The organism is Capnocytophaga sp. FDAARGOS_737, assembly GCF_009730375.1.
GTDB lineage: Bacteria > Bacteroidota > Bacteroidia > Flavobacteriales > Flavobacteriaceae > Capnocytophaga > Capnocytophaga leadbetteri.
On sequence record NZ_CP046316.1, the window covers coordinates 1,665,382 to 1,691,401 of the forward strand.

Consider the following 26,020-nt stretch of genomic DNA (forward strand, 5'->3'; position numbering starts at 1 on the left):
TATTAGACACTTATTTTTCGCTTTTTCTTCGCTTATCCTTCGGTGTAGATGGCTTGTTCGTATATCCATTGTATAGGGTAAGTGGCTACAGAAAATTTTTCTATTACCTTTTTAAATATAAGCACCCTATCTGTCGCTGTAACTGACGGGTCTCATCATAATATTCTATCAAGTAAAAATAAGTGTCTTGAGGTAAGAGGACTGCATTAGGTAGAGATACCTCCCCCTCGACAATTCCTTTGAAGACCCTTTGACGATTGTCGTAATGAGATATTGTGAAGACTTTTTCGCCGTTACGGTTATATATAGTAACTTGATTATCAGGATAATTCTCTATTCCTACAATATGGAAATAGTCATTTTTGTCATCACCATTAGCAGACATCGCATTATCTGCTACAACTTTGTGAGTAACTTTGACCATAACGGTAGCAGTGGTGCAACTTTGAGAGGAGGGCGTGCATAGCTCATAGACAAAGTAGTCGGTGCCTATAAAGCGCACGCGGGGACGGTATAGTATTGTGTTATCTTCTTTGACAAAAGCATCGCCATTTGTTGGAAAAATGACAATCTTTGGGGAGGCAGTATAGGGCGTATCATTATCTAATACTGCGATGCGTATGGGGGTATTCATAGGAGTAGTAGCACTGTCTGACACTGCTATAGGCTGATTAGTAGCACTTTGGGTAGTGGAAGAAGTATCTGTTTCTACTGTGGCGGAGACCGTAGGGGTAACAGGAGTCTGTAAAATAGTAATGGTAATAGTCGCCGTCTGACAAATAGGTTTTTGGTTCTTGTTTTTTGAGTCGCAGATACGGTAGTTTAAAGTGTAACGCCCTATTGGGGTTTGAGGTGGAACAATGATGTTGCCGTCTTTAGTGATGATAAAAGTATTAGGAGTAGACTGTGGTAACAAGCTAAAAATAACTTTTCGGATATCAATGGGTTTTCCATTTAGGCGGTCGTTAGTGAAAACGCTGCCGACAGTTGTAGCGGTAGTAGTGGTGCTTGCGGTAGTGGTAAGAGTATAGGTGTCGTCTGAAAGGGTAATAACAGTTGGGGTAGTAACTGATTGTAATATTGCAATAGTTACAGTTGCCGTTTGACAAATGGGCTTGTGGTTCTTGTCCTTTAAGGTTTGAGAGTTGTCACAAATACGGTAGTTTAAGGTGTAACGCCCTATTGGGGTTTGAGAGGGAACAATAATGTTGCCTTCTTTAGTAATAACAAAAGAAATAGACGTAGATTGCGGCAACAAGCTAAAGATTACTTTTTGGATATCAATAGGTTTTCCGTTTAGGCGGTCGTTACTGAGGACACTACCGACAGTTGTAGCGGTAGTAGTGGCGCTTTCGGTAGTCGTAACAGTATAGGTGTCATCTGAAAGTGTGAGAATGGTCGGGGTGACTACAGTCGGGGTAGTAGTAGCAGTGACAGTGGTGCTTGTCGCAGTAGTTGGAGTAGTAACTGATTGTAATACTGCAATAGTTACGGTTGCTGTTTTACAAATAGGTTTTAGGCTCTTGTCTTTTGAGGTTTGAGAGTTGTCGCAGATGCGGTAGTTTAAAGTGTAACGCCCTATAGGGGTATGAGGTGGGACAATGATGTTGCCGTCCTTAGTGATGACAAAAGTACTAGGTGCAGATTGCGGTAATAAGCTAAAAATTACTTTTTGAATATCAATGGGTTTTCCGTTCATACGGTCGTTAGTGAAAACACTTCCTACAGTTGTAGCAGTAGTAGTAACACTCTCGGTAGTTGTGAGCGTATAGGTGTCGTCTGAAAGGGTAATAACTGTTGGGGTGGTAGTAGCGGTGACGGTGGTGCTTGTTGTAGTGGTTGGGGTAGTGACTGTTTGTCGCACTAATATGGTTACAGTTGCTGTTTGACAAATAGGCTTTAGGTTTTTATCTTTTGAATTTCGAGAATTGTCACAAATGCGGTAATTTAAGGTGTAACGCCCTATAGAGGTTTGAGCTGGAACAATGATGTTGCCGTCTTTAGTGATAACAAAAGAGGTTGGGGTAGATTGTGAAAGTAGGCTAAATATTACTTTTTGGATATCAATAGGTTTTCCGTTTATACGGTCGTTGCTGAAGACGCTGCCGACAGTTGTAGCAGTAGTAGTGGAGCTCTCAGTAGTAGTGAGAGTATAGGTATCGTCTGAAAGAGAAATAACAGTCGGGGTGACTATTGTAGGGGTAGTAGTTGTGACGATGGTGCTTGTTGTAGTGGTGGGGGTAGTAACTGATTGTAGCACTGCAATAGTTACGGTTGCTGTTTGGCAAATTGGTTTAAAGCTCTTATCTTTCAAGGTTGAAGAGTTGTCGCAGATACGGTAATTTAGGGTGTAGCGCCCTATAGGCGTTTGAGGTGGGACAATGATATTGCCGTCCTTAGTGATGATGAAAGTATTGGGAGTAGATTGTGGTAACAAACTAAAAATTACTTTTTGAATATCAATAGGTTTTCCATTCATACGGTCGTTAGTGAAGACGCTACCGACAGTTGTAGCGGTAGTAGTGATGCTCTTGGTAGTAGTAAGTGTATAGGTGTCGTCTAAAAGGGTAATAACGGTAGGGGTGACTATAGTAGGGGTAGTAGTAGTGATGGTAGTGCTTGTTGTAGTGGTTGGAGTAGTAACTGTTTGTAATACTATAATGGTTACGGTTGCTATTTGACAAACAGGCTTAAAATTCTTGTTTTTTGACGGTTGAGAGTTATCACAAATACGGTAATTTAAGGTATAGCACCCTATAGGGGTTTGCGCTGGGACAATGATATTGCCGCCCTTAGTGATAACAAAAGAAATAGACGTAGATTGCGGTAATAAGCTAAAGATTACTTTTTGAATATCAATAGGTTTTCCGTTTAGGCGGTCGTTAGTGAAGACACTACCTACAGTTGTGGCGGTAGTAGTAACACTCTCGGTAGTAGTGAGAGTATAGGTATCGTCTGAGAGTGTGATAATTGTCGGGGTGACTATGGTAGGAGTGGTAGTAGCGGTAACGGTAGTGTTTGTTGTAGTTGGGGTAGTAACTGATTGTAGTATTGCAATAGTTACAGTTGCTGTTTTACAAATAGTTTTTTGACTCTTGCCCTTTGAGGGTTGAGAGTTGTCACAAATACGGTAATTTAGGGTGTAACGCCCTATAGGGGTTTGAGTTGGAACAATGATGTTTCCATCTTTAGTGATGATGAAAGTATTAGGCGTAGATTGCGGTAACAAACTAAAAATTACTTTTTGAATATCAATAGGTTTTCCGTTCATACGGTCGTTAGCGAAGACACTACCGACAGTTGTAGCGGTAGTAGTGGTGCTCTCGGTAGTAGTGAGAGTATAGGTATCGTCTGAAAGTGTGATAACGGTAGGGGTAGTAGTTGCAGTGATGGTAGTACTTGTTGTGGTTGGGGTAGTCGTGGTTGGGGGGGTAACTAACTGTAGTACTGCAATGGTTACAGTTGCTGTTTGACAAACAGGCTTTTGACTCTTGTTTTTTAAGGGTTGAGAATTATCGCAAATACGGTAGTTTAAGGTGTAACGCCCTATTGGGGTATGAGAGGGGACAATAATGTTGCCATCTTTAGTAATAACAAAAGAGGTAGGTGTTGATTGCGGTAACAAGCTAAAAATTACTTTTTGGATATCAATAGGTTTTCCGTTCATACTGTCGTTAGCAAAGACACTACCGACAGTTGTAGTGGTAGTAGTGGAGCTCTCGGTAGTAGTAATAGTATAGGTGTCATCTGAGAGGGTAATAACGGTAGGGGTAACTATAGTAGGGGGGGCAGTAGCGGTGACGGTGGTGCTTGTTGTAGTAGTTGGAGCAGTAACTGATTGTAGTACTACAATGGTTACAGTTGCTGTTTGACAAATAGGTTTTTGACTCTTGTCTTTTGACAGTTGAGAATTATCGCAAATACGGTAATTTAAGGTGTAACGCCCTATTGGAGTTTGAGCTGGAATAATGATATTGCCTTCTTTAGTAATAACGAAAGAGGTAGGAGTAGATTGCGGTAACAAGCTAAAGATTACTTTTTGGATATCAATTGGCTTTCCGTTCATACTGTCGTTAGTGAAGACACTACCGACAGTTGTAGCGGTAGTAGTGGTGCTATGTGTGGTTGTGATAGTATAGGTGTCGTCTGAAAGGGTGATGACTGTAGGGGTAGTAGTAGCGGTGACAGTGGTGTTTGTTGCAATGGTTGGAGTAGTAACTGTTTGTCGCACTACTATGGTTACGGTTGCTGTTTGACAAACGGGCTTGTGGTTCTTGCTTTTTGAGGGTTGAGAGTTATCACAAATACGGTAATTTAAGGTATAGCGCCCTATTGGGGTATGAGCTGGGACAATAATATTACCCTCCTTAGTGATGATGAAAGTATTAGGAGTAGATTGCGGTAACAAGCTAAAGATTACTTTTTGGATATCAATAGGTTTTCCGTTTAGGCGGTCGTTAGTGAAGACGCTACCGACAGTTGTAGCGGTTATAGTGGTACTCTCGGTAGTAGTAAGAGTGTAAGTGTCGTCTGAAAGTGTGATAATAGTCGGGGTGACTATTGTAGGGGTAGTTGTGGTTGGGGTAGTAACTGATTGTAGTATTGCAATAGTTACAGTTGCTGTTTTACAAATAGGTTTTTGACTCTTGCCCTTTGAGGGTTGAGAGTTGTCACAAATACGGTAATTTAGGGTGTAACGCCCTATAGGGGTTTGAGCAGGAACAATGATGTTGCCGTCCTTAGTGATAACAAAAGAAATAGACGTAGATTGCGATAACAAGCTAAAAATTACTTTTTGAATATCAATAGGTTTTCCGTTTAGACGGTCGTTAGTGAAGACGCTACCTACAGTTGTAGCGGTAGTAGTAGTACTTTCAGTAGTAGTGAGGGTATAGGTATCGTCTGAGAGGGTGATGACTGTAGGGGTAGTAGTGGTGACAGTGGTGTTTGTTGTAATGGTTGGAGTAGTAACTGATTGTCGCACTACTATGGTTACAGTTGCTGTTTTACAAATAGGTTTTTGCTTCTTGTTTTTTGACTGTTGAGAGTTATCACAAATACGGTAATTTAAGGTGTAGCACCCTATAGGCGTTTGAGCTGGAACAATGATGTTGCCGTCTTTAGTAATAACAAAAGTAGTATTAGGCGTAGATTGCGGTAATAAGCTAAAAATTACTTTTTGGATATCAATAGGTTTTCCGTTCATACGGTCGTTAATGAAAACGCTTCCAACAGTTGTAGCGGTAGTAGTAAAACTCTCGGTAGTTGTAAGAGTATAGGTATCGTCTGAGAGTGTGATAATAGTCGGGGTGGCAGTGGTGTTTGTTGTAGTAGTTGGGGTAGTAACTGATTGCAGTATTGCTATAGTTACGGTTGCTGTTTGGCAAATAGGTTTTTGACTCTTGCCCTTTGAGGGTTGAGAGTTGTCGCAAATGCGGTAATTTAAGGTGTAATGCCCTATTGGGGTATGAGAGGGGACAATAATGTTGCCGTCCTTAGTGATGACAAAAGTATTTGGCGTAGATTGCGGTAATAAGCTAAAGATTACTTTTTGGATATCAATTGGCTTTCCGTTGATACGGTCGTTAGTGAAGACACTACCGACAGTTGTAGCGGTAGTAGTGGTGCTATGTGTGGTTGTGAGAGTATAGGTATCGTCTGAAAGCGTGATAACAGTAGATTCCTCTTTCGGATGAAGTAACTTTGTTTCCTCTTTCGTTTCATAAAAACGCAATGTATTATCGCCCCAATAAGTTGCATACTTTATAGGACAATTCGCTTGACAATTTGCTACGGTATAATGCTCATATATTACTATTCCATCTTTCTTTTCGTTAAAAAATGTGCCTTCTACCCTATACAAAGGAGCTCCTGCATTAGCATAACCTGCAGGCACTACTCCTATAGGAAGTATCTTTTTCCCTTTATATTTTAAATCTATAAGAGACACTTCTTCAGGGTAATCTACTGAAAAATAAATATCTTTAACCCCTCCTATACCCGTATTGCTAAGTACGAAAAAATCATTATGTTCACCATCTTTTTTATCAAACACTATAGGCGAAGGTTGTAAAAGCAAAGACGGTGAGCGCAAGTAATAGCTGTTAGAAAGCTTAGTATCATACAAGCGCTCACCGACTTTTAATTTTACAGTATCTTTGAGTTCTCCTTTAAGAAGCAATGCCCGAGAAGTTACTTTCCTATTAAATTCAAAAGCAATAGTGTTACTCTTGTTAATAGTAACTACAAATGTAGGTTGAGAAAGTAAAGTTCCTGCTTTTTGTATTATTTTAGCCTCTCCTTTTGTTATAACAACAGTACCTTCAGCGTATTCTACCCCTAAAGGGAGTATAATTTCCACTTCTACTGTTGTTATACCTTGAGGCACTGACAAACGAACTATTTCCTTTTCTTGAAAATTATCTAATGCAAAATGCAAATTAGTGGAAGTAAGAACATTTTCTATAGTTTGTCCGTCAGCAAATTGAAAAAATATAATGGTTAGTACAAATAAAAACCTTATTAATAGAATTCTATATAACTTTTCTATCTTCATCATCCTAATTCTGTTGGTAAATTTTAGGACAAAGATAGTGCTTTTTTACAATAACAAAAAGTTTTTTATACTATTTTTTATATTTTTATTTAGAACCGCAACCCTACACCTATTTGAATTTGTTGCAAAGTTGCCTTTTCAGAAAGGGCTTTATTGATATCTGAATATCCCCACGCATACCTACCATACACATACAAAGGATTTAATATTTTCACCTCTAAGCCTGCTACTATAGAGAAGTCCGTGTCTTTAAAAAGCTTCTTACCGTTCTCCCAAGTGCTATCCTCACTATTAGTTAAAAAACTGAACTGAGACCCTGCGTGTAACGACAGAAATTCATTAGGATTATACTTCAACAATACTGGCACACTCACATAATCCAGCGTTTTGTTCTTATTAAACTTTTCGTCCCACACTTGTTTGTAACTATTGCGAATCTCTGTATTGCTTTGGTTAAAGAGCACTTCGCTCTGCAATCCCCATTTGTCAGTAAAGTCAAATTCAAGAAATCCTCCTATTTGATAGCCCAACTTAAAATTGTCTTTATAGGCAACCCCTGCTATCTTTCCTAAGTTAGCCCCTGCTTTAGCCCCTATGTGAAACTCTTGAGCATAAGTTGCAGTGGTAAGTAGCATTAATGCAATAATAGCCGATAGTTTAACTAAGTTCTTTTTCATATATTATTATTGTTTTAAATATTTTGTACTGAATAAAGGGCAAATAATATGCCAATTTTTCAAAATTACTGATTTACTAATTTGCTAATCAGCAAATTATTTGTACCTTTGGGGCGTGAACAATTAAAATATTAACAAGCCAATGATTATACACCATTTGGGTGAAGAACCCTCAGTACTTAATCGTTTTATCGCAGAACTCCGCGATGTAAATATTCAATCAGACCGTATGCGTTTCCGTAAAAATTTGGAACGAATAGGAGAAGTATTATGTTATGAGATGAGTAAGTTCTTGCATTATCGCAGTGAGATTATCACTACTCCATTAGGCGAGAAGAAAGTACAACTACCTAAAGATGAAATAGTGATATGCTCTATCTTGCGTGCTGGTTTAGCGCTCCATCAAGGACTGATGAATTATTTTGACAATGCCGATAATGCTTTTATATCGGCTTATAGAAAACATACCTCTGAGACTGATTTCGACATAATGGTAGAGTATTTGGCATCGCCCTCTTTAGAAGGAAAAGTACTCTTCTTAGCTGACCCTATGTTAGCTACAGGACGTTCGTTTGCCAATGTGTACAACGCTTTAGCTCCTTTGGGGAAACCTAAAGAAGTACACCTATTTGCCGTGATTGGTGCCCAACAGGGGATAGAATATTTAGAAGACAAATTCCCTGAAAGTACTCATCTCTGGATTGCGACTATCGACCCTAATCTAAATGAATATGGTTATATAGTACCTGGTTTAGGTGATGCTGGCGATTTAGCTTTTGGTGATAAAATGTAAGGTAAGTAGCGCAGCGGGTAGTGAGAGTAGTAGCCATAGCACAGTCTCTTTTAGCCACCATATACGTATTTTCTCTACGTAAAGGGCAAAAATAATAGCTATAGGCGCAAAGCTATAGAGCACTTCTCTAGAAACTATGGCTACTATTACGGCTACCCAAAGAAACTGAATTACTACAAGGGAGCTGATACTGTGATAGGTAGTCTTAAAATAATACACTATCAGCGAAAGTGCAAACAAAAGCCCCAAACAGCCCAACGCTACTAAAGTAGGCAAAGGGTATGAAGGAAAAACTAAAAGATGCTCTATATCAGTGTAGAGTTTCTGATAATAGTCGCTCAAAAAAGAAGTGTAATCAAAAAGGATAAGCGTTGCCCCTAATAATATGCCGATAATAAGAATAGCTAAAAGAGGTATAAACCAATAACGACGCTTCTTAGCTCCATAGAAAAGCAATGAAATCCATATATTTAACAAGAAAATAAGTGCCCAAGGGTGCAATAGCCCAGCACAAACAATAAGTAAGGAGGTATCAAACAATTTCTGCGAGATACCTTCTCCTGTTTTTAGCGTAAGCACGCGCCATAAGGCAGCTATTATAAGGAAGTTAGCGCCTACTACTTTTACTTCTTGAAAAAGAGACGGAAAAAGCACTACAAAAATACTAAAAAAAGCTATCGAATAACAGTTTTTTGTCTCTGTTAATTCATTCCAGCGGTCTATCTGGTGCAAAAGCAATAAAGAAAGCCAAAATATCACAAAAGTGATAAGCAGTGTAGTAGTATGCGGACTATTAAAAGGGGCTATTTGTAAGATTTCATATTGATATAACCCATCACCTATCAACAGAGCTATAAGCACGATGATAAAAGTGATGGGTTTAGTATTTTCAAAACGTTCTGAAAGCATTAGTTACTAATAGTTAAAATATTACCTGCTACCGAAACATTATAATAGAGCAGATGATAAGGTGAAGTCACTTTGTCTATCGCAATAGGGCTCCCATTCACAAGGTTATACACAGTGCCATCGCAAGGACATTGTACAAAAATAAACGAATGGGTATTAGTATCATCACAACGCTCAAAAGTATTTCCTCCTCCTGACTTCGATGCACAATGCAACCGCTCGCAAGTATTGGTAGTGTGGTTAGGACAAGCTGCTTCCCAAGCGTAATACGAACTACCATTATAAGTCACAAAAAAACCCTTAATACCTCCGTAAGGTACAAAAACGGTACTCATAGGTGTTTTCAACGAATTGTACAGAGGTAAGTTCATATTGATAGTATAGGTAAAGTGAAATTCACCTAAGTAAGGGTTTCTAGTGCGTTGTTCTTTTTCGCAACCTAATAAAACGCCTAATACGAAAATGAAAATTATTTTTTTCAGAGCTTAAAATATATATCCTACTCCTACTGAGAGGGTTCTATTCTTAAAATTATAATCAGTACTAAAAGGTACGTGACTTAAACTGTTATCTCCTTCAAATATATTAGTAAGCCCTTGTACCCAGCGCAACTCAAAAAACCAACCCGATTGGGTAGTATAGCCTATACCAGCAGTCAGTGCTCCGTCTATCATATCAATAGCATCGTCTTTTACACGGGTTACTGGGTCTGTACCATCAAAATAGAAGTTAGGCTTATCAATGCGATATTCTAACTGAGGCCCTACGTGTAGATTAATACCTTTCCCTACATTGAAGCGTGCCAATACAGGAGCTGATAGGTAATCTAATGCTAATTTTGCCTTACCATAAGTACTATTTCTTATATTGGCACCGCGCCTGTTATAGATACCTTCTACCTGTAGAGAGAATAATTTAGAGAGAGGAAACTCAAGAGTAAGACCTGCATAATACCCGTGATAAGGATTCACACTGCTATCACTATTCACATTACCGCTCAGGGTAGCGTAATTATACCCTCCTTTGATGCCTATGTATTGTGCTTTCGCACTCCACAGTCCTAATAAACATACTGCTAATAATACTATTTTCTTCATTGGTTATATATTTTCGTTGATATTCAATTCATTATTCAAAAAAAACTCAAAGTTTCTTTGTAGTTATAATCTTCACAGGACAGGCTTTTTGGGCTTTCTCACAATCTTCATAAATACTATCATCATAACTCTTCAGTGTAAAGAACCCTTTCTTATCGGTAGAACGCAGTAGCACGCTCTTACCATCTTTCTTAGACATCTGAAACTGCTCAGGAGCCGCCTCCACACAGTAGTTGCAGCCTATACACTTCTCACGTTGTAAAGTTACTATTACCATTTATTAGTCGTTAGCCTTTAGTCTTTAGTCGTTAGTACGTTAGTCTCTAGCCTTTAATCGTTAGTACGTTAGTCTTTAGTTGTTAGTCTCTAGCCTTTAGCACATTAGTTTTTAATCTCTAATCTTTAAGTCGCTTTCTAACGACTAACGACTAATCACTAACGACTAATTCTTCACTATTTTATACAATTTATCTGATAAGCGCACTCTAAAATCAGTTTTGATAGTGCACGAATCCCCTTTTTTAGCGCGCTCGGCAGGGACGTCATTTACCATCATACTTGTTAGCTCAAGCTCTTGCACTCCTGTAGAAGGCCCTGTGATAAGTAGCTTATCGCCTATCTTTATATCAAAAGCCTCAATAGCAAACTCAGCTATACCTGTTTTAGGAAAATAGTGCTTGCCTTGCCCTATGTACACTTTCTTTTGGGTAGCATTAGAACCAGGATTCTCGCTCCATTCGCCGAGTTTTTGTCCTAAATAATAACCACCCCAGAACCCGCGATTATACACTGTCTTAAGGGCTTCTATCCACCCTTCAAATTTATCTTTGCTATAAGTACCTGCGTAATAAGCATCTATCGCCTCGCGATAGGTACGGATAACAGTCGCCACATACTCAGGCGCGCGCCCACGACCTTCTATTTTTAGCACCTTCGCCCCTGTATCAATTACTTGGTCGAGGAAATCTATAGTGCAAAGGTCTTTAGGCGACATCATATACTCATTGTCTAACTCTATCTCGAAACCGCTCTCTTGGTCAATTACGGTGTATTTCTTCCGACAGTTTTGCTTACAAGCCCCTCTATTGGCTGACGAGTTATGCGAGTGCAAACTTAGGTAACACTTGCCCGACACTGCCATACAGAGGGCTCCGTGTCCAAATATTTCTATTTCTACCAAATTGCCCGAAGGCCCCTTTATTTGCTCCTTTTCTATCTGCTCGCATATCTTTTTGATTTGTCGCAAACTCAGCTCGCGGCTCATCACCATCGTATCGGCAAACATCGCGTAGAAGCGTACGGTTTCTATATTAGTAATATTTATCTGAGTAGAAATATGTACCTCCATCCCTATCTGCCTTGCATAGGCAATTACAGCCTGATCCATAGCGATTACTGCTGTAAGCCCAGCTTTTTTAGCCGCATCAAGCAGCGTTTTGATGATAGAAAGGTCGTGATCGTAAATAATAGTATTGAGGGTGAGGTAAGTGCGAATACCTTTAGGAGCACAACGGCGTGCTATCTCATCAAGATCAGCAATAGTAAAATTGATGCTAGCCCTTGCCCTCATATTCAGCTGGTCTACCCCAAAATATACTGAGTCGGCACCGTTGTCTATCGCCGCTTGTAGCGACTCAAAGTTACCCGCAGGTGCCATTAGTTCAATTTTTCCTGTATTTGTCATTTTATAGTGAGTGAGGGTGCAAAGATACAACTTTTATTTATATAATAGGTATTTCTTTCTTATTTCTTTGAATTTATCGAGGTCTTTCTGCCAGCTTTGGCGTATTTCAGCTTCTGTTTTCCCCTCTGTAATTTGTTTCTTCAGCAGGTCATTACCGGCTATTTTATTGAAAGAAGCGGTAAAAAAAGATGTTTTAACGCCTTTCCCTTGCTCAAATGCTTTTTTTAGCCACGTCAAATTCAGTTGCGATAAGGGGGCTGTCTTGCTCAGGTCTTCACCGTAACATACTTTGCCATTAAACTTCGGACTTTTATCGCCGGCATTGGGCTTAGGCGTAAAGTGAAACGCGGTCTTATCAAAATAAGGAGCTCCGTATATTTGAAACTGCTTATTAGTGCCCCGCCCCATACTAACATTTGTCCCCTCAAAAAAACACAAGCTGGGGTACAAATTAACTGAAGCGTCATTAGGCAAATTAGGTGATGGCTTCACTGGCAAACTATAAGCCGTTTGGTGAGTGTAATTAACAAGCGAAATAACTTTTAAGTCGGTAGTAACTGACTTGGCAAGCCATTTTTCGCCATTAATCATCTGCGCATATTCCCCTATGGTCATTCCATAAACTACTGGCACGGGGTGCATACCAATAAAGCTTTTGAAAGCGGGCTGCAATACAGGCCCATCAATGTAGTGCCCGTTAGGGTTAGGGCGGTCTAAAACAATAAGCGGAATATGCGCCTCAGCACAAGCCTCCATCACATAATGCAAGGTAGAGATATATGTATAAAAACGGGCTCCTACATCTTGCAGGTCAAAGAGCATCAGGTCAATACCTTTTAGCTGCTCGGCTGTAGGTTTCTTGTTTTTGCCGTATAGCGATACTATTGGCAGCCCTGTGCGGGTATCTTTGCCATCTTTTATCACTTCGCCAGCATCGGCTTCCCCTCTAAAACCGTGCTCAGGAGCAAATACTTTAGTGAGCTTTATTTTCTTTTTTAGTAGCGTATCAACCAAATGTACGTACTTGCCTTTTTCGGTCTTTACGATGCCGGTTTGGTTAGTGACAAGCCCTATATTTTTATCCTGCAAATCTTTAATATACAGATACATACGGTTAGCCCCCACCACTACTTCCTTGCTGTGTTTCTCTGCTTTTTTCTCAATAGTAGTAGCCGACTGCTGCCCATTATTTTTGCACGAAATGAGTGTACATAAGAAAAAAAGTGTAATTTTGGCACTTCTAAAATTGATTATCGAATTGAATGTTGAATTTTTCATAGCGAAAAGAGTTATTTTCTCAAAAGGCGACAAAAGTACAATATCTTCACCAATTATCAAAATGGCAGTAGCTGCAATTGCCGTTGGAATGGTGATGATGCTCATCGCTATTGCCACTGGTATCGGTTTGCAGCGCAAGATTCGCGAGAAGTTAGTAGTCTTTCACGGGCATATACAAATTTTTAATTATGACAACAATGCCTCTGAAGTTTCTATCAAACCTATCTCTATCAACCAAGATTTTTATCCCTCTTTTAAAAGCGTACCACAGGTTACCCACATTCAGGCGGTAGCTACTAAAGGGGGCATTATCCGTACCCCCGACACCTACGAGTCTATCCTTGCTAAAGGGGTAGGAAAAGACTACGATTGGTCGCTGATGCGCGACTTTATCACCCAAGGGCGCGTACCTAAGGTTGATGGTGAAGAGATTACCGATGAGATACTAATGTCTACCTATTTAGCCAATCGTCTACACCTAAAATTAGGCGACCGCTGTCAGGCTATCTTCCTCAAAGACGAGGCAGCACAAGCTCCTAACCAACGTAGCTTCAAAATAGTAGGCTTGTACAATAGTGGTTTCCAAGAGTTTGACGCGTCTTATATCTTCACCGACCTGCGTCAAATACAGAAAATAAACAAATGGCAAGCTGACCAAATCGGCAATTTCGAACTCTTCATCAATGATTTTAACCAAATAGAAAACATTGGCAAACAGGTGTATGCTCATACCAATTACCACCTCGATTCGCAGACCATTATGCAAAAATTCCCTTTTATTTTTGAATGGTTAGGAATGTTCGATTTCAATATCTACCTCATTATCGGCATTATGATTATCGTGGGGGGCTTCAATATGATAACGGCTATATTAGTACTTATCTTAGAGAAAACCCCTATGATTGGCACCCTCAAAAGTATGGGGGCTTCTGATAAGAGTATTCGCAAAATATTCCTCTATAACGCTGCCTATATCATTGGGTTAGGACTGCTATGGGGCAATGTGCTGGGCTTTGCACTGCTCTATCTACAGCAGTGGTACAGCCTCGTAAAGTTAGACCCTGCCACTTATTATGTAAGCGAGGTACCTACAGCCTTTACCCCTATGTGGATTGTATGTTTAAACATTGGGGTGCTACTGCTCTGCCTGCTGATGTTGCTAATACCTACTTATATTATCACCAAAATTTCACCTACCAAATCAATGAAGTTCGCTTAAAAATAACTTTTTAGTAACAAATAAATATATCAATATGAAAAAACTTTTTCTTAGCCTTGCTTTTTTAACGCTGACCTCTTTGGCTATGGCACAGAGTACTAACATCTTGTCGCCCGCTTACCAAAGTAGTTTAAACTCACCTATAACCTACGGCGGTAATGTAGGTATCAACTTTACCACTTACGGTTTGAGTTTAGATTTATCACCCCGTATAGGTTATAAAATCACTAATGACATAGAGCTTGCTCTCAACATCAACGGCTCTCTACAGCACACTGAGTACTACCGCAGCCTCTCTTTAGGGGTAGGGCCTTCATTAGCCTATTATATCGGAAGAGCAGCCTATCTGAGCAGCTCTTTTCAGCACTATTTCGTATCACTTAAGAACAAAAGCACTAGTTACACCCATAACACCGAAGAAGACGCCCTTTACCTTGGCGGAGGTTATATGCAGCAATTGGGCAATAATACCTATTTGCAAATAGGTGCAAGCTATAACGTACTGTACAAAAAAGACAAAAGTATTTTCAGTTCGGGCTTAGTTCCTCACGTAGGTATCGTTATCGGACTGTAATCGAGCAACTACTTTTTTTCTGAATAATGATAATTTGCTAATTATATACTTGCTAATTAGCAAATTATCATTATCTTTGCCCCGAAAATAATAACAAGAGGACAAATTTGTACTGATTGCAACCTCTTGGGGTACTCCCCAAAAAATGCTAAAACAGTAATCTTTTATTACTTCTTTTTTAGTAGTACCCCATTGATTTAGTGCTAATTATCCTCTACAAATCACATATAACAATGGGATATCTTTTTACCTCTGAGTCCGTTTCTGAAGGACACCCTGACAAAATCGCTGACCAAATTAGCGATGCTCTTATCGACAACTTCCTCGCTTTCGACCCCCACTCTAAGGTGGCTTGCGAAACCCTCGTAACCACTGGGCAGGTAATTCTTGCGGGCGAAGTAAAATCAAACACTTATATTGATGTGCAGCAAATAGCGCGCAACGTTATCAAACAAATAGGCTATACCAAAAGCGAATATATGTTTGAGGCTAACTCTTGCGGGGTGCTATCAGCCATACACGAGCAGTCACCTGACATCAACCAAGGCGTTGAGCGCGGCAAACCTGAAGAGCAAGGGGCTGGCGACCAAGGTATGATGTTTGGCTATGCGGTAAACGAAACCGATAACTATATGCCGCTTGCCTTAGACCTATCGCACGCCTTGCTAAGAGAGTTAGCCGAAATACGCCGCGAAAACCGCGAAATAACCTACTTACGCCCTGATGCTAAAAGCCAAGTAACCTTAGAATACAGCGATGATAATAAGCCAGTACGCGTAAATACTATAGTAATTTCAACCCAGCACGACGATTTTGATACGGAAAGCAAAATGCTTAAGAAAATCAAAGAGGATATAGTGAATATACTTATCCCTCGTGTGATTAAGAAATACCCTCAGTACGCGCCTTACTTCGACGAAAACATCATCTACCATATCAACCCTACAGGTATTTTCGTTATCGGGGGGCCTCACGGCGACACCGGACTAACAGGACGCAAAATAATAGTGGATACCTACGGTGGTAAAGGGGCTCACGGAGGGGGTGCTTTCTCAGGCAAAGACCCTAGCAAGGTAGACCGCAGTGCTGCCTACGCTATGCGCCACATCGCCAAAAACTTAGTAGCAGCTGGTGTTGCCGATGAAATATTGGTACAAGTCAGCTATGCCATAGGGGTAGCAGAGCCTACTGGTGTATATGTAAATACCTACGGCACTGCCAAAGTAAAGCTAACCGATGGCGAAATAGCTAAGAAGATACAAGAAATCTTCCCGCTACGTCCTTACGATATAGAGCAACGCCTCAAACTGCGCAATCCTATCTATAGCGAAACCGCTTCATACGGACATATGGGTCGTACCCCTAAGGTAGTAACTAAAGTGTTTTCATCACCTTACCACAGAACTAAAAAGATAGAGGTAGAACTCTTCACTTGGGAAAAGTTAGACTATGTGGATAAAGTAAAAGAAGCATTCTTTAACTAATAAAATAATAAATCAGAAAAGCCGTTCAGTTTTGAGCGGCTTTTTTTATTTATTAAAACACTCATCACACCACACTAGTATAGTGGCTCTACACCGAAGAATGAGCGAAGGATAAGCGAAGGATGGTCAAACAATAATCGAATGCATAACTGTCATTTTGTCATCAAAAACTGTCATTTTGTCAGTTATTAAGCATTGGCACAACTATTGCCCTACCCTATGCGAGATTGTTGAACCCTAAAAAAGAATTTAATATGAACTTCAATACATTTACTATCAAAGCGCAAGAAGCGGTACAAACCGCTCAGCAAATTGCCCAACAATATGGGCATCAGGAATTGCAATGCGAACACTTCTTTAAAGCTATCGAGCAAGTAGACGAAAACGTGTTGCCTTTCCTCTTTAAAAAATTGAACATCAACCGCGAACAGCTCAGCAAAAACTTAGAAGCTGCCTTACAGTCTTTTCCAAAAGTAACGGGGGGTAGTATGGGCATCTCTCGCGAAGCCAATACAATGCTCAACGAAGCGGCTAACATCGCTAAAAAATGGAACGACGAATACGTATCGTTAGAGCACTTGCTTTTAGCTATCTTCAAAAGTAATAGCAAAATAGCACAAGCCCTCAAAGACCAAGGCGTAAGCGAAAAAGAAATGGAGAAAGCCATTCAAGAGCTGCGCAAGGGCGAACGAGTAACTTCCGCATCGGCTGAAGATACTTACAACTCGCTTAACAAATACGCTAAAAACCTCAATCAGCTGGCTGATAGTGGCAAGCTCGACCCTGTGATTGGTCGTGATGAGGAAATACGCCGCGTGCTACAAATCCTTTCGCGTAGAACCAAAAACAACCCTATGCTAGTAGGTGAACCAGGGGTTGGTAAAACCGCTATCGCCGAAGGTTTGGCACACCGTATCGTAAAAGGCGATGTACCCGAAAACCTTAAAGACAAAGTAATCTACTCGCTCGATATGGGTGCCCTTATCGCGGGAGCCAAATACAAAGGCGAGTTTGAAGAACGACTCAAATCGGTAGTGAAAGAGGTAACCAGCTCTGATGGTAGCATCATTTTGTTTATTGACGAAATCCACACCCTTGTAGGGGCTGGTGGTGGCGAAGGTGCTATGGACGCTGCCAACATCTTAAAACCGGCTTTAGCTCGTGGTGAGCTACGTGCTATTGGGGCTACTACCCTCGATGAGTATCAAAAGTACTTCGAAAAAGATAAGGCATTAGAACGTCGTTTCCAGAAAGTAATGGTAGAAGAACCTGATACTGAAAGTGCTATTTCTATCCTTCGTGGTATCAAAGAAAAATACGAAACTCACCACAAGGTGCGCATCAAAGACGAGGCTATCATTGCAGCGGTAGAGCTTTCAGAACGCTATATCACCAATCGTTTCTTGCCCGACAAGGCCATCGACCTAATGGACGAGGCAGCTGCTAAACTGCGTATGGAAATCAACTCTAAACCTGAAGAGTTAGACGTACTCGACCGCAAGATAATGCAGCTCGAAATAGAGATCGAGGCTATCAAACGCGAAAACGATGAGGCTAAACTCAAAATACTCAACGTAGATTTGGCAAACCTAAAAGAAGAACGCAACGCTATCTATGCCAAATGGCAAGGCGAAAAGGGCGTAATTGACGAGGTACAAGCTACCAAAGAAGCTATCGAACAGTACAAACTAGAAGCGAGCAGAGCCGAACGCGAAGGCGATTACGGAAAAGTGGCTGAGTTGCGCTATGGCAAAATAAAAGAAGCTGAAGCTAAATTGGCTGCTTTGCAAGAGAACTTAGACAACAAAAGTGAAGGTAATAGCTTAGTAAAAGAAGAGGTTACGGCTGAAGATATAGCTGAGGTAGTAGCCAAATGGACAGGCATACCGGTATCGAAAATGCTACAAGGCGAACGCGAAAAGCTGTTGAAGCTCGAAAGCGAATTGCACAAACGTGTAGTAGGACAAGAGGAGGCTATAGAAGCAGTATCTGATGCCATACGCCGTAGCCGTGCAGGCTTGCAAGACCCTCGTCGCCCTATAGGTTCATTCCTTTTCTTAGGTACTACAGGGGTCGGTAAAACGGAACTTGCCAAAGCGTTGGCTGAATACCTCTTCGACGATGAAAACGCAATGACGCGTATCGATATGAGTGAATACCAAGAGAAACACGCTGTAAGCCGATTGGTAGGCGCGCCTCCAGGATATGTAGGTTACGAAGAAGGCGGTCAGCTAACCGAAGCCGTACGTCGCCGTCCGTATTCTGTTATTCTGTTAGACGAAATTGAGAAAGCACACCCTGACACTTTCAATATTCTTTTGCAGGTATTAGACGAAGGACGTTTAACTGACAATAAAGGTCGTACTGCCGACTTCAAAAATACCATTATCATTATGACCTCTAATATGGGTAGTCAGCTTATTCAAGAAGCGTTCGACAAGTACGCCAATGACACTGAGCGCGCTATTGAAACCTCTAAAAACGAAGTGCTACAACTGCTCAAACAGACAGTACGCCCTGAGTTTCTGAACCGTATAGACGATATCATAATGTTTACACCGCTCAACGCCAACAATATCCGCAGTATTGTGCGTTTGCAACTCGATGCAGTTATCAAAATGGTAGCTAAAGAAGGTATTCTTATAGATGCCACCGATGAAGCGATAGACTACTTAGCACAAAAAGGCTTTGACCCTCAATTTGGTGCCCGTCCTGTAAAACGTATCATTCAGAAGGAAGTGCTCAACCGCCTTTCTAAAGAAATACTAAGTGGCAATATCCACAAAGACAGCACCATACTCTTAGACGCTTTCGACGGAAAATTGGTATTTAGAAATTAGTCTTTTAATTAGTGATTAGTCGCTTTCTAACGACTAACGACTAATCACTAACAACTAAAAAAAATGACATTTTGTCAGTTTTTAGTGCTTTGGCACAATCATTGACTATCTACTAATGAAATTAAAAATAAATGTTGAACTAATAATAACGAACAATTAATATGAGCAAGATTATAGGTATAGACTTAGGAACCACCAACTCGTGTGTTTCTGTTATGGAAGGTAATGACCCTGTAGTAATTACCAATGCTGAAGGCAAACGCACTACTCCATCAGTAGTAGCTTTTGTAGACGGAGGCGAAATAAAAGTAGGTGACGCCGCTAAACGTCAGGCTGTTACCAACCCTCACAAAACTGTTTATTCTATCAAACGTTTTATGGGGAACAAATTCTCTGAAATAGGAAAAGAAATAGCACGCGTACCTTACAAAGTAGTGCGCGGCGACAACGATACCCCTCGTGTAGATATTGACGGACGTTTGTACACTCCTCAAGAAATCTCAGCTATGATACTTCAAAAAATGAAGAAAACCGCTGAAGACTTCTTAGGGCAACCAGTAACCAGCGCGGTTATCACCGTACCTGCTTACTTTAATGATGCACAACGTCAAGCTACTAAAGAAGCGGGCGAGATAGCAGGTCTAAAAGTAGAACGTATCATCAACGAACCTACAGCTGCTGCCTTAGCTTACGGTCTTGACAAAAACCACAACGACCACAAGATAGTAGTATTCGACTTTGGTGGTGGTACCCACGACGTGTCTATCTTAGAGCTTGGTGATGGTGTGTTTGAAGTACTTGCTACCGATGGCGATACACACCTTGGTGGTGATGACGTAGATGAAAAAATCATCAACTGGTTAGCTGAAGAGTTCCAAGCTGAAGAAGGTATTGACCTACGCAAAGACCCAATGGCACTACAACGCCTCAAAGAAGCAGCTGAAAAAGCTAAGATTGAACTTTCATCATCTACTGAAACTGAAATCAACTTGCCTTACATCACCGCTACTGCTTCAGGCCCTAAACACTTGGTGCGCAAACTCTCTCGTGCTAAGTTCGAGCAACTGATAGACGACCTAGTAAAACGCACTATCGAGCCTTGTAGAAAAGCACTACAAAACGCAGGTTTAAGCGTAGGTGATATAGACGAGGTTATCTTAGTAGGGGGTTCTACTCGTATCCCTGCTGTACAAGAAGCGGTAGAGAAATTCTTTAATAAGAAACCTAATAAGAGTGTAAACCCTGACGAGGTAGTAGCTATAGGGGCTGCTATACAAGGGGGGGTACTTACCGGTGATGTGAAAGATGTATTGCTCTTAGACGTTACCCCTCTATCATTGGGTATCGAAACTATGGGCGGCGTGATGACTAAACTCATCGATGCTAACACCACTATCCCTACTAAAAAGTCACAAGTATTCTCAACTGCTGCTGACAATCAGCCAAGTGTGGAAATACACGTACTACAAGGGGAACGTCCAATGGCTAACGACAACAAAACGATAGGTCGTTTCCACTTAGACAACATCCCTCCTGCTCCACGTGGAGTACCACAAATTGAGGTAACTTTCGATATCGATGCTAACGGTATCATCAACGTATCAGCTACCGACAAAGGTACTGGCAAATCGCACAACATACGTATAGAAGCCTCATCAGGACTTTCTAAAGAAGACATCGAAAAGATGAAACGCGAAGCTGAAGCTAATGCTGAAGCCGACAAGAAAGCCAAAGAGAGAGCTGATAAGCTAAACGAAGCTGACGCGATGATTTTCCAAACTGAAAAGCAATTGAAAGAGTTTGGCGATAAGCTACCTGCTGACAAGAAAGGGGCTATAGAAGGCGCGCTAAGCGAGTTAAAAACAGCTTATGACAGCAAAGACCTTGGCAACATAGAAGCAGCGTTAAACAAAATCAACACTGTTTGGCAACAAGCTTCAGAAGACCTCTACAAAGCACAACAAGGCGGTGCTACCGGACAACCTAACGCTGGCGGACAACAACAGCAAGGCGGTAATACCGACAATGTACAAGACGTAGATTTTGAAGAAGTAAAATAGTCCGTAGCACGGACAAGCAGATAACAAAAACACCCTCAGTAAATGGGGGTGTTTTTTTGTATATGATGAAAGCAAAATATTTTTTCGGTTAAAACAACTGCTAAAAAATCACACATTCGAACTAAAAAATCAAAAAAAGTTTTGGTATTAAAAAAAATAGTTGTACCTTTGCGCCCTGAATATAAATAACATATTAATAAATAGAGAAAAAATGGCAAGAGTTTGTGACTTAACAGGCAAAAAAGCATTGGTGGGCAACAACGTGTCGCACGCAATGAACAAAACGAAACGTAAATTTAATGTAAACCTCCGTACCAAACGCTTCTTCATTCCTGAAGAAAACCGTTGGATTACCCTAAAAGTATCGGCAGCTGCTATCAAAACTATCGACAAAAAAGGTATCTACGAAGTGCTTAAAGAGGTAGAACGTAACGGATATATTAACTAAATTTTAAAAACAATAGTAAAATGGCTAAAAAAGGAAATAGAATTCAGGTTATATTGGAGTGCACCGAGCACAAAGAATCTGGCTTACCAGGAACTTCTCGTTACATCACTACCAAAAACAAAAAAAATACTCCAGATAGATTAGAACTTAAAAAGTTTAACCCTATCCTAAAGAAAATAACTGTTCATAAAGAAATTAAATAATTAAAACGTTATGGCAAAGAAAACAGTAGCAACACTACAAGGTAAATCAAAAAAGCTTACTAAAGCTATCAAAATGGTGAAATCACCTAAAACAGGTGCCTATACTTTCGTAGAAAGCGTTATGGCTCCTGAGCTCGTTGATGAATTTTTGAAGAAGAAATAATTAAATTTTCTCTATTTTTATCATATCTGAAAAGCTGTCGTGAGACAGCTTTTTTGCATATATAAACCTTTTTTATTACCTTTGCCCGAGTTTTTAGATTATAGTATAGTTATGGCATTTGAGTTTTTAAAAAATATCTTTTCTAAAGAGAAGAAAGAGACCCTAAACAAGGGCTTAGAAAAATCGAAAAATAGCTTTTTCGACCGTCTTGGCAAGGCTATTATTGGAAAATCAAAAGTAGATGAGGAGGTGCTCGATGACCTTGAAGAGGTACTCATCGCCAGCGATGTAGGGGTTAATACTACCCTAAAAATTATTGAACGTATAGAAGCACGTGTGGCTAAAGACAAGTATTTAGGCACTTCTGAACTTAATAAAATCTTACGCGAAGAGATTGGTAGTCTACTGTCAGAAACGCACACTGGCGAGGCTACCGACTTTTCTCTCCCTGCAGACAAAAAGCCATACGTAATGATGGTAGTAGGCGTAAATGGAGCTGGAAAAACAACTACTATAGGCAAACTAGCTAGTCAGTTTACTAAAAAAGGACTAAAAGTAGTCTTAGGGGCTGCCGATACTTTCCGCGCAGCAGCAATAGACCAGTTGCAAGTATGGGCTGATCGTACGGGAGTACCGATGATTAAGCAGCAGCTGGGTAGCGACCCTGCCTCAGTAGCCTACGATACTCTTACTTCTGCTGTAAAACAAGGGGCTGATGTAGTAATCATAGATACAGCAGGACGCTTGCACAACAAGATAAACCTGATGAATGAGCTGAGCAAAATAAAGCGCGTAATGCAAAAAGTAATAGCTGATGCTCCTCACGAAGTGCTATTAGTATTAGACGGCTCTACAGGACAAAACGCTTTTGAACAAGCTAAAGAGTTTACCAAAGCGACTGAAGTAACCGCCTTAGCCGTTACCAAGTTAGACGGCACTGCCAAAGGCGGCGTAGTAATAGGCATTTCAGACCAGTTCCAAATTCCGGTAAAATACATAGGGGTAGGCGAAGGAATTGATGATTTGCAAATATTCAACAAATATGAGTTTGTAGACTCATTCTTCCAGCAATAAATACTATTTTTAAGAGATAAAAAGAATCACTTTAGGTTATTTTAATTGAAAATATTAACTTTTCAAGAAGCCATAAATATCTGAAGTGATTCTTTTTTTATAAAATAAAATCACTACATTATTTTATATCCAAAAAATATTCGTATATTTGTCGCCAAATTTAACAAAACTAACTAATATTTTTTTAGATATGTCAAACGACATCCGCATTCGAAAAGGGTTAGACATACTGTTGGAAGGGAAAGCTGATAAGACTACTAAGCAGCTCCCTCTTTCGGCATTGTATGCTGTTAAACCCAGTGATTTTCACAGAGTTATCCCCAAACTTTTACTACGTGAGGGGAATGAAGTGAAGGCAGGTGAAGCATTGTTCTTTTCTAAGAGTGATGAGCGTATCTTGTTCCCCTCTCCTGTAAGTGGTACTATCAAGGAGATTATACGTGGCGAAAGACGTAAGGTCTTAGAAATACGTATAGCACCCAGCGAGGAACAATCGTTTAAGAGCTATGGTGAAAAGGATGTGAACGAAATGGAGGGCGAAGACATTAAGGCACACCTACTTAGCAGTGGTTGTTGGCCTTTTATCAAACAGCGCCCTTATGACGTGATTGCCAATCCTGACACTACTCCAAAAGCAATATTCGTGTCGGCTTGCAAAACCAACCCGCTTGCCCCAGACTACGACTATGTGCTAAAAGACAAAGAAAATGAGCTACAAACAGCTCTTACTGCCCTTTCTAAGCTAACCCCTGGTAAGGTGCACGTATCAGTGTTTAAAGACAGTTCTCTTTCTCCTTTCCGTAACCTCAAAAACATTGTTCTTCACAATGTTTCAGGACCTCACCCTGCTGGTAACGTCAGCACCCAAATAGCACGCATTAGCCCTATCAACAAGGGTGAAGTGGTATGGGTGGTTACTCCTCAGGACTTGGTAGTTATCGGTGAACTTTTCCTTACTGGTAAACTCAACCTTACACGCACTGTAGCACTTACAGGTTCTCGTATTGAAAACCCTCACTACGTAACCGCTATTGCAGGAGCTCAAATTAGCAGCGTGGTAGGTAACCAAGTAAAAGAAGTTGCTAACACTCGTATTATCAGTGGTGATGTACTTACTGGCACTAAGGTAGGTGAGAACGATTTCTTAGGTTTTTATGACGACCAAATCACAGCTATCCCTGAAGGAAATGATTATGATTTATTCGGTTGGGCAAAACCTATAAGCAACAAAGTATCTCTTACTCGTTCGCTTACTTTCTCGTGGTTGAATCCTAAGAAAAAGTACGACCTTAACACCAATACCAATGGCGAACACCGTGCTTTTGTGGTAACAGGTATGTACGAAGAAGTTTTCCCATTAGACATCTATCCTATGCAACTACTTAAAGCTTGCCTATATAAGGATTTGGACGAGTTGGAAAACCTTGGTGCTTATGAAGTAGCTCCAGAGGACTTTGCGCTTACTGAATTTGTATGTGTGTCTAAACAGCCACATCAGCAAATTATCAGAGACGGACTTGATTTAATGATTCAAGAATTAGGATAATAATTCATAGACAGTAATATATCAGAAAAATGTTAAACTATTACAAGCCTTCAGGAAAATTTTCACCTATAGCTTTTGTATATCTTTTATTAGTGTGTGCTATAATAATGCCTATTCTGGGTGCTATCTATGCATATGCTACGTGGTATATACCTATTATATATGTAAACTTTCTCATTACCTTTGGTTTTGGGGTTAGTATCTCTTTTGTAGTGAGCCTTTTAGTCATCAGATTAGGAAAAGTGCGTAACTATGGGCTTTCAGTACTTTTTGCTATTATTGCCTCATTGGTAGCTTATTACAGCCAATGGGTAGTATGGGTAGACTTAGTACTAAACGCTGGAGAAGTTTACGGAAATGAACAGATGGGTATATCGGTGAGCAATGTTCAATTTGAGCAACTGCTTTACTTAGCCACTCACCCAAGTGATCTTATTGATTTGATAATGCTTATCAATGAAGAAGGTACTTGGGGTATAAAGAGTATGACTGTAAGTGGTATTTTCCTTAGTATTATTTGGTTAATTGAGTTCGGAGCTATTATGTTCTTTGGTTTTATGGCTGCAGGTCGTTCAAAAGTACCTTTTAGTGAAGTTACCGAAGAATGGTTTAAAGAAGAAGAGTTACCTGCTTTTACTTATATAGACAACCCTAATAGCTTTAAGCAAGCCGCTGAACAAGGTAATTGGGAAGCATTAGCTGAAACTTTACAGTTAGCAGATAGACAAGCAAGTCATAGCCTTTTTACGGCATATGTATCGGGCAATGATTATTATCTTTCTGTATATAATGTAAAGGCTAAAACAAATAGTAAAGGCAAAGTAGAGTTTGATACTGATGAGTTTATGAAATACTTACATATCAATAAAACTATTTATGATATGCTGAAAGCAAAAGCTTAAATTAAAATGGCAAGACCTGCAACGAAACTAGATTTAGAGTTTTTAGCTAAAGAAAATTACCAAAAGTTACTTTCTTTGATAGAAACACTACCTGAGGAACAGCGAGAAGACTCCTTCCTAGAAGGTACAATGAATAGAAATATTCGCGATGTTATAGGACACTTGTATCATTGGCATTTATTATTCCTAAATTGGTATGAGGTAGGAATGCGAGGTGAAAAACCTAAAATACCCAAAGAGGGTTATACTTTTTCTGACACTCCTAAACTCAACCGAGAAATATGGGAGCAATGTCAAAAAGTATCACTTGCTGAGATACTCTCACTTTTTGAAGCTTCTCATAATAAAGTGTTTCAACTTATACAGAAACACTCAGATGAAGAGCTTTTTACCAAAAAGAAGTATCATTGGACGGGTACGACCTCACTCGGCTCTTACTTAGTTTCATCAACGTCAAGCCATTACGATTGGGCTTTAAAACTAATTCGCAAATCAATAAAAAGAAATAATTAA

General features: G+C 40.1%; 21 protein-coding genes. 13 read left to right on the top strand and 8 right to left on the bottom strand.

Translation table 11 applies throughout. The annotated features are described in order from the left end of the window. Positions 1-103: 103 nt before the first annotated feature. Together FOC45_RS07545 and FOC45_RS07550 are read right to left on the bottom strand one after the other, a co-directional pair. Positions 104-6,559: a gliding motility-associated C-terminal domain-containing protein gene (locus FOC45_RS07545; protein WP_155846650.1), complete on the bottom strand. Its 6,456-nt coding sequence runs from the start codon at positions 6,557-6,559 to the stop codon at positions 104-106. A gap of 86 nt (positions 6,560-6,645) precedes the next feature. Then, complete coding sequence (locus tag FOC45_RS07550; RefSeq protein WP_009391348.1) at positions 6,646-7,233, bottom strand: porin family protein; 588 nt, start codon at positions 7,231-7,233, stop codon at positions 6,646-6,648. A 142-nt stretch (positions 7,234-7,375) separates the two neighbouring features. Between FOC45_RS07550 and upp the strand changes: the two genes are divergently transcribed. After that, the gene (gene upp / locus FOC45_RS07555) at positions 7,376-8,026 is read left to right on the top strand and encodes a uracil phosphoribosyltransferase (RefSeq protein ID WP_009391347.1); all 651 of its coding nucleotides are present in this window, start codon (positions 7,376-7,378) and stop codon (positions 8,024-8,026) included. Here upp and FOC45_RS07560 read toward each other — a convergent pair. The 6 genes from FOC45_RS07560 to FOC45_RS07585 form a co-directional block, all read right to left on the bottom strand. Beyond that, on the bottom strand, positions 8,003-8,935 hold the full coding sequence (locus FOC45_RS07560) for a DUF6427 family protein (protein WP_009391345.1): 933 nt from the start codon (positions 8,933-8,935) through the stop codon (positions 8,003-8,005). The two genes, upp and FOC45_RS07560, sit on opposite strands and share 24 nt — an antisense overlap. After that, positions 8,935-9,417 carry a hypothetical protein gene (locus FOC45_RS07565; RefSeq protein WP_009391343.1) on the bottom strand — a complete coding sequence of 161 codons (483 nt, stop codon included), beginning with the start codon at positions 9,415-9,417 and terminating at the stop codon, positions 8,935-8,937. Before FOC45_RS07565 ends, FOC45_RS07560 begins: the two co-directional genes overlap by 1 nt. A gap of 3 nt (positions 9,418-9,420) precedes the next feature. Continuing rightward, entirely contained in the window at positions 9,421-10,032 is a 612-nt protein-coding gene (locus FOC45_RS07570) for a porin family protein (protein ID WP_009391341.1), read from the bottom strand. Positions 10,033-10,078: 46 nt separating this feature from the next. Continuing rightward, positions 10,079-10,309 carry a ferredoxin gene (locus FOC45_RS07575; RefSeq protein WP_009391339.1) on the bottom strand — a complete coding sequence of 77 codons (231 nt, stop codon included), beginning with the start codon at positions 10,307-10,309 and terminating at the stop codon, positions 10,079-10,081. Positions 10,310-10,474: 165 nt separating this feature from the next. Beyond that, a complete protein-coding gene (locus FOC45_RS07580) occupies positions 10,475-11,716 on the bottom strand; it encodes a peptidase U32 family protein (RefSeq protein WP_009391337.1) in 1,242 nt (413 codons plus the stop codon). Between the two features lie 33 nt (positions 11,717-11,749). Continuing rightward, positions 11,750-12,994 carry an exo-beta-N-acetylmuramidase NamZ domain-containing protein gene (locus FOC45_RS07585; protein WP_369700493.1) on the bottom strand — a complete coding sequence of 415 codons (1,245 nt, stop codon included), beginning with the start codon at positions 12,992-12,994 and terminating at the stop codon, positions 11,750-11,752. 61 nt (positions 12,995-13,055) lie between these two features. On the opposite strand from FOC45_RS07585, the gene FOC45_RS07590 reads away from it, so the two are divergent. From FOC45_RS07590 to FOC45_RS07645, 12 genes are all read left to right on the top strand, one after another. Next, positions 13,056-14,213: an ABC transporter permease gene (locus FOC45_RS07590; RefSeq protein ID WP_034539914.1), complete on the top strand. Its 1,158-nt coding sequence runs from the start codon at positions 13,056-13,058 to the stop codon at positions 14,211-14,213. A 34-nt stretch (positions 14,214-14,247) separates the two neighbouring features. Further along, positions 14,248-14,787, top strand: a complete 540-nt coding sequence (locus FOC45_RS07595) for a hypothetical protein (protein WP_009391332.1) — start codon at positions 14,248-14,250, stop codon at positions 14,785-14,787. A gap of 233 nt (positions 14,788-15,020) precedes the next feature. Then, positions 15,021-16,271 (top strand): methionine adenosyltransferase, encoded by a 1,251-nt coding sequence (gene metK, locus FOC45_RS07600; protein WP_009391330.1) that lies wholly within the window; start codon positions 15,021-15,023, stop codon positions 16,269-16,271. A 254-nt stretch (positions 16,272-16,525) separates the two neighbouring features. After that, a complete protein-coding gene (gene clpB / locus FOC45_RS07605) occupies positions 16,526-19,111 on the top strand; it encodes an ATP-dependent chaperone ClpB (protein ID WP_009391328.1) in 2,586 nt (861 codons plus the stop codon). A gap of 161 nt (positions 19,112-19,272) precedes the next feature. Then, the gene (dnaK, locus tag FOC45_RS07610) at positions 19,273-21,171 is read left to right on the top strand and encodes a molecular chaperone DnaK (protein ID WP_009391326.1); all 1,899 of its coding nucleotides are present in this window, start codon (positions 19,273-19,275) and stop codon (positions 21,169-21,171) included. A gap of 211 nt (positions 21,172-21,382) precedes the next feature. Next, positions 21,383-21,619: a 50S ribosomal protein L28 gene (gene rpmB / locus FOC45_RS07615; protein ID WP_009391324.1), complete on the top strand. Its 237-nt coding sequence runs from the start codon at positions 21,383-21,385 to the stop codon at positions 21,617-21,619. A 20-nt stretch (positions 21,620-21,639) separates the two neighbouring features. Beyond that, a complete protein-coding gene (gene rpmG / locus FOC45_RS07620; protein ID WP_009391322.1) occupies positions 21,640-21,822 on the top strand; it encodes a 50S ribosomal protein L33 in 183 nt (60 codons plus the stop codon). A 10-nt stretch (positions 21,823-21,832) separates the two neighbouring features. Beyond that, entirely contained in the window at positions 21,833-21,985 is a 153-nt protein-coding gene (locus tag FOC45_RS07625; RefSeq protein WP_002680984.1) for a DUF4295 domain-containing protein, read from the top strand. 111 nt (positions 21,986-22,096) lie between these two features. Beyond that, positions 22,097-23,059, top strand: a complete 963-nt coding sequence (gene ftsY / locus FOC45_RS07630) for a signal recognition particle-docking protein FtsY (protein WP_009391321.1) — start codon at positions 22,097-22,099, stop codon at positions 23,057-23,059. Between the two features lie 190 nt (positions 23,060-23,249). Next, positions 23,250-24,605 (top strand): Na(+)-translocating NADH-quinone reductase subunit A, encoded by a 1,356-nt coding sequence (locus tag FOC45_RS07635; protein WP_009391320.1) that lies wholly within the window; start codon positions 23,250-23,252, stop codon positions 24,603-24,605. 29 nt (positions 24,606-24,634) lie between these two features. Further along, on the top strand, positions 24,635-25,507 hold the full coding sequence (locus FOC45_RS07640) for a hypothetical protein (RefSeq protein ID WP_009391319.1): 873 nt from the start codon (positions 24,635-24,637) through the stop codon (positions 25,505-25,507). 6 nt (positions 25,508-25,513) lie between these two features. Continuing rightward, positions 25,514-26,020, top strand: a complete 507-nt coding sequence (locus FOC45_RS07645; protein ID WP_009391316.1) for a ClbS/DfsB family four-helix bundle protein — start codon at positions 25,514-25,516, stop codon at positions 26,018-26,020.